Consider the following 3,845-nt stretch of genomic DNA (forward strand, 5'->3'; position numbering starts at 1 on the left):
GGTGTTTCCCGCCCTTTCTATGAGATTCTGGTGACATGAACGACGAGCTCGAGGACTCCCCGCCGCGGCGGTCCCGTGATCAGTTGATCGCGTGGGTCGACGAGTTCCGCGAGCAGGGGCACCTCTTCGCCGGCCAGCTGAAGGTCGTCGAGCAAGAGGACGCCGACAGCCAGGACACCGGCCTGGTCGTGATGAACCTGATGAACGCGAAGGCGTCCATCTACATGCAGCCCCGCGGCTACGACGAGCTGCTGTGGGAGGCGACGCTCACCTCGCGCCCCGAAGACCTCACGCTCTCGCCGCACGATATGGCGAGTCTGGCGGCCGAGCTGGTGGTGGCGGGCAACCTGTGCGCGTTCCTGCAGTTCAAGTCCCTCGAGTGGGATCGCGAAAGCGGCATGCACACCGAGTGAGCGATGCGGCCGCCCTGGTCGCTCTAGACTCGATGACCGGGACGCCCCGCGTTCCACGCCGGCTTGGCGCAATTGGTAGCGCACCGTACTTGTAATACGGGGGTTGCAGGTTCAAGTCCTGTAGCCGGCACCACACCCCCGCGCGGTTGACGGCCCGCGCCGCTGCCGCCCCCCGGTCAGTCGCCGTGCTTCGCGGTCCACTCCTCGAACGGCGCGGTCGCGGCATCCACCCGGATCTGCTGCGCGGAGAGCGTGCGCTCGTCGATCGGCTTCGTGTACTCGTCGTAGAAGGTGGCCAGGCTCATGAGCCGGTTGCCGTCCTCGTAGTGCTCTCCCTCTTCTTCGCGCGTGACGGCGAAGACGAGGCGGTCGGGCTGGGCGTAGTACACCGCACCCAGGCACATGGGGCACGGGTAGGCGGTGACGAACATGTCGTAGCCCGAGAGGTCGCTGATGCCCTTCTCGGCGGCGGCGCGGATCGCGCGGATCTCGGCGTGCGCGGTCGGGTCGCCCTCTTGCGCCACGTGGTTGACGGCTTCGACGACGATCTCGCCGTCCTTGACGATGAGGCAGGCGAAGGGCTTGCCGCCCTCGCGGACGTTGTCCATGGCGCGCGAGACGGTGAGGGAGGAGAGGTCGTGGTCGTTCATGCCTCGACGGTAGACGGCCGCCGTCCGCCGACGCCGGGGTGGGCGTTGCGCGGTAGACGTGCTACCCCCGGCTCACGACAGCGCGCGCGCGAGGGCGACGAGGAAGATCCCTCCCGCCGCGATCGACACCAGTCCCGCGAGCAGGGCGCCGCCGATCGCCGCCGCACGGAGCGGGCCGGGGCGGGACGCCGCCTCCCAGGCGAACAGCAGCGCCGCCACGCCGATGACGAGCATCACGAGGTCGCCGACCAGGCCTGCGGGAGCCCACACGACGCTCGCGAGAGCGGCCAGGCCCGCGAGCAGCGCCAGGACGTGCCGGGTGTGGTGGCCCGGCGGGGGATCGGTGGTCACGGAGCGCGCACCGCTCAGCGCAGACGAACGCGCAGCCACCGCACCCCGTGCGCGGCGACCGTGAGACCGGCCCCGAGCCACACCGGGTGCGACGTGACGATGTCGAGCGCCTCGGGCGCGAGACCCGAGAGGGTCAGGGCGTCGATCTCGACCGCCGTGTCGGCGACGTTGGCCACGACGAAGACGGCGAAGCCGTGGTCGCCCGGACGCAGGAACGCCACCACCGAGGACACCCGGGCGTCGAAGGCGACGAGTTCGTTGCCGGCGAACTCGGGCGTCGACCGACGGACGTCGATGAGCCGCGTCAGGCGTGAGAAGACGCGACCGGCGGGGGTCGTGGCATCCATCCTCTCTGCGTACGCCCCCTCGGGGCGGAAGGGACGATGCACCCATCGGCTGTCGCCCGCCTCTTCGGGCCGGTCGGCGTAGCCGTAGTCGTTGAGCTGGGCGACCTCGTCACCCAGATAGAGCAGTGGGATGCCGCCGGTCGACAGCGCGAGGGCGTGGGCGAGCACGACGCGATCCTCTCCGCCCGCGTCGCCCGACTCGATGCCCGCGAGCGAGGCGGTGGTCCCCGTGACCCGGGCGTCACCCGTGCGGGGGTTCTCCTGGAAGGGCACGCCGCGCGCGAACGAACCCGGCGCGCGACCGACGTAGAAGTCGTTGAGGAACCGGCGGTGGGGGTATCCGTCGATGCCGAGTTCGGCGGCATCCTCGTCGGCGAAGGTCCACCCGATGTCGTCGTGGCTGCGCACGTAGTTGACCCACGCGGTGCCCGGGGGGAGGGCGTGCCGCCGCTCGAGGGCCTGCTGCAGCAGACGCGCGTCGCGCGTGGCCAGGGCCTCCCAGGTGAGGGCCATCTGCAGCGGGTTGTACGAGATCTGGCATTCCTCGGGCGAGATGTACGACACGACCTCGTCGGGGTGCACGATCGCCTCGGACTTGAACAGCAGGCCGGGAGCCGCCATGCGCAGGACCGCGTTGAACGCCTGCAGCAGCAGGTGCGCCTCGGGGAGCGATTCGCACGTGGTGCCGAGCCTCTTCCAGATGAAGGCCACGGCATCCATGCGGAGGATCTCGACACCCTGGTTGGCCAGGAACAGCATCTCGCCGGTCATGGCCTCGAAAACCGCGGGATTGGCGTAGTTGAGGTCCCACTGGAAGTGATAGAACGTGGCCCAGATCCAGCGGCCGTCGTCGAGCTGGACGAACGAGCCCGAGTGGTCGTCGGGGAAGATCTCGCGCGTGGTCTGCTCGTAGGCGTCGGGCATCTCGCGGTCGGGGAAGATGAGATAGAAGTCCTCGTACCCCGCGTCGCCCACGATGGCTTTCTTCGCCCAGCGGTGCTCGTTGCTGGTGTGGTTGAAGATGAAGTCGACCACCAGCGAGATGCCGGCGCGACGCAGTTCGGCGGCGAGCTCGGCGAGCTCCTGCATCGTCCCCAGCTTCGGGTTGACCCGGCGGTAGCTCGACACCGCGTAGCCGCCGTCGCTGTTGCCCTCGGGGCTCTCGAACAGCGGCATGAGGTGCAGGTACGTCAGCCCCAGCTCGCGGAAGTACGGAATGGCATCCCGGATGCCGCTGAGCCCACCCGCGTACCGATCGACGTAGCAGACGCCGCCGACCATCCGCTCGTCGGCGAACCAGTCCGGGTCGCTCGCGCGCCCGCGGTCCACGGCCTTGAGATCGGCCGGCCGCGCCGCCCACGAGCGCCGGGCGAGGTCGACGACGGAGGCGAGGCTCTCGAACCCGTCGGCGCGGTCGCCGTACAACTGCACGAACAGGTCGTGCAGGCGCGGAAGGTGCAGCTCGACGTTGCCGAGGAACTCGCGATCGACGTGGTCGGCGGTGAGGTCGGCCAGGATCGACGAGACGTCGTGGGGGCCGGGGCGCAGCTGGGTCACGGGGAAAGCCTGGCGCATCCGCGGGGGTGCGGTCGACAACGACCCGGTCTCGATCTGGTCGGGGCGGCCGCTGAGCGGTGACCATGGGGGCATGAACGTGAACGAGTCGCGCCGATCGGTGCTGGTCTGGACCGCCCTCGCCGGGGTGATGGCGGTGTGCGCGTACGCCGTCGTGGCCCTGGTCCAGATCCTCGTGTGGAACCCCGAGGCCGCTGTCCCGGGTCTGACGGCGGACGAGATCTGGCGACAGGTGGGTGAGGCGCAGCAGGGTCCGCCGAACGTGTTCGTCGTGGGAGTCATCGCGCTCGGGCCGGTGATGGCCATCGTGCTGTTCGTCCTTTTCGTCGTCACCGAAGCGGGCGTCTGGTCGACGGTCGCGGGGTATCTGGCGCTGCTGGTGATGGGCGGTCCGGGATACTTCGTCGCCTCGTTCGGCCCCGGCATGGGCCTGGCGGACACCTACTACATCAGCGGCGGGGACGCCTCGGGTGCCGGCCTGGTCCTCGGGAGCGTGAGCCTGCTCGCGC

5 protein-coding genes and 1 tRNA gene are annotated in these 3,845 nt (G+C 69.7%); 3 read left to right on the top strand and 3 right to left on the bottom strand.

Features of this window, described 5'->3' with window-relative positions; genetic code table 11:
- Nucleotides 1-35: 35 nt before the first annotated feature.
- Entirely contained in the window at nt 36-413 is a 378-nt protein-coding gene (locus DBR36_RS01820) for a hypothetical protein (RefSeq protein WP_108317314.1), read from the top strand.
- Between the two features lie 57 nt (nt 414-470).
- Nucleotides 471-546, top strand: a tRNA-Thr gene (locus DBR36_RS01825).
- Between the two features lie 43 nt (nt 547-589).
- Here DBR36_RS01825 and DBR36_RS01830 read toward each other — a convergent pair.
- The 3 genes from DBR36_RS01830 to DBR36_RS01840 form a co-directional block, all read right to left on the bottom strand.
- Nucleotides 590-1,063 carry a nucleoside deaminase gene (locus DBR36_RS01830; protein WP_108317315.1) on the bottom strand — a complete coding sequence of 158 codons (474 nt, stop codon included), beginning with the start codon at nt 1,061-1,063 and terminating at the stop codon, nt 590-592.
- Between the two features lie 72 nt (nt 1,064-1,135).
- Entirely contained in the window at nt 1,136-1,414 is a 279-nt protein-coding gene (locus DBR36_RS01835) for a hypothetical protein (protein WP_108317316.1), read from the bottom strand.
- A 14-nt stretch (nt 1,415-1,428) separates the two neighbouring features.
- Entirely contained in the window at nt 1,429-3,336 is a 1,908-nt protein-coding gene (locus tag DBR36_RS01840) for an alpha-amylase family protein (RefSeq protein ID WP_108317327.1), read from the bottom strand.
- A 73-nt stretch (nt 3,337-3,409) separates the two neighbouring features.
- On the opposite strand from DBR36_RS01840, the gene DBR36_RS18020 reads away from it, so the two are divergent.
- Nucleotides 3,410-3,845, top strand: a 436-nt coding sequence (locus tag DBR36_RS18020) for a hypothetical protein (RefSeq protein ID WP_219927601.1), incomplete at its 3' end; no start/stop codon positions are given.

The sequence above is a fragment of the Microbacterium sp. HMWF026 genome (assembly GCF_003061325.1).
In the GTDB taxonomy this organism is placed as follows: domain Bacteria; phylum Actinomycetota; class Actinomycetes; order Actinomycetales; family Microbacteriaceae; genus Microbacterium; species Microbacterium testaceum_E.